The following is a 657-nucleotide window of genomic DNA, read 5'->3' on the forward strand; positions in this document are numbered from 1 at the left end:
TACGTCGTCATGCTGATTCTCGGAGTGTTCTTCTGGAAAACCTGGAGCCGGGGAGCGTGAACCCGGCAACAGGAAGAAGCACCATCAATACCGAAAACGAAAGATGAATCAACAACCTTCGCCGGTGGAGAAGCCGGGCTAAAGTATATCGCCAAACGAGTTGAATATCACACTGATCGCCTCTACTCTGATTACATGCAGGAGAGATAAGTGTCCATGAAAACCTTGAAAATCATCGTCGAGAAGCATCCTGACGGCTATGTCGCCTACCCCCTGGGTCTGAAGGGTGTCGTCGTTGCAGAGGGGGATACCTACGAAGAGGCGCTTGCCGAGGTGAAATCCGCCATACAGTTTCACATAGAGACCTTCGGGAACGATGCGTTCGAGAACAACGACATCATGGAGACCTTCGTCGCCGAAGTCGCTGTATAGATGAAGTTCCCGCACGATGCGCCCCAGCGGAAGGTGCTGAAAACGCTGGAGGCGCTCGGTTTTCAGATCGTCAGGACGGGCAACCATATCGCGCTTATCCGCAGCAATCCGGACGGCACAACGACGCCGCTCACGATGCCGAATCACCCCAAAATCAAAGGCCCGACCCTCCGAACCATCTGCACGCAGGCAGGTATCTCTCGAGAAGAGTTCTTGCGTGTTTAT

At 53.6% G+C, this 657-nt stretch carries 2 protein-coding genes; both read left to right on the top strand.

Annotated elements, in window-relative coordinates; translation table 11 throughout:
• Positions 1–216: 216 nt before the first annotated feature.
• The gene (locus EI28_RS08615) at positions 217–432 is read left to right on the top strand and encodes a type II toxin-antitoxin system HicB family antitoxin (protein WP_048114158.1); all 216 of its coding nucleotides are present in this window, start codon (positions 217–219) and stop codon (positions 430–432) included.
• Positions 433–657 (top strand): type II toxin-antitoxin system HicA family toxin (locus tag EI28_RS08620; RefSeq protein WP_048114209.1); only part of this gene is annotated, 225 nt, incomplete at its 3' end.

Source organism: Methanoculleus sp. MH98A (genome assembly GCF_000691865.1).
Lineage (GTDB): Archaea > Halobacteriota > Methanomicrobia > Methanomicrobiales > Methanoculleaceae > Methanoculleus.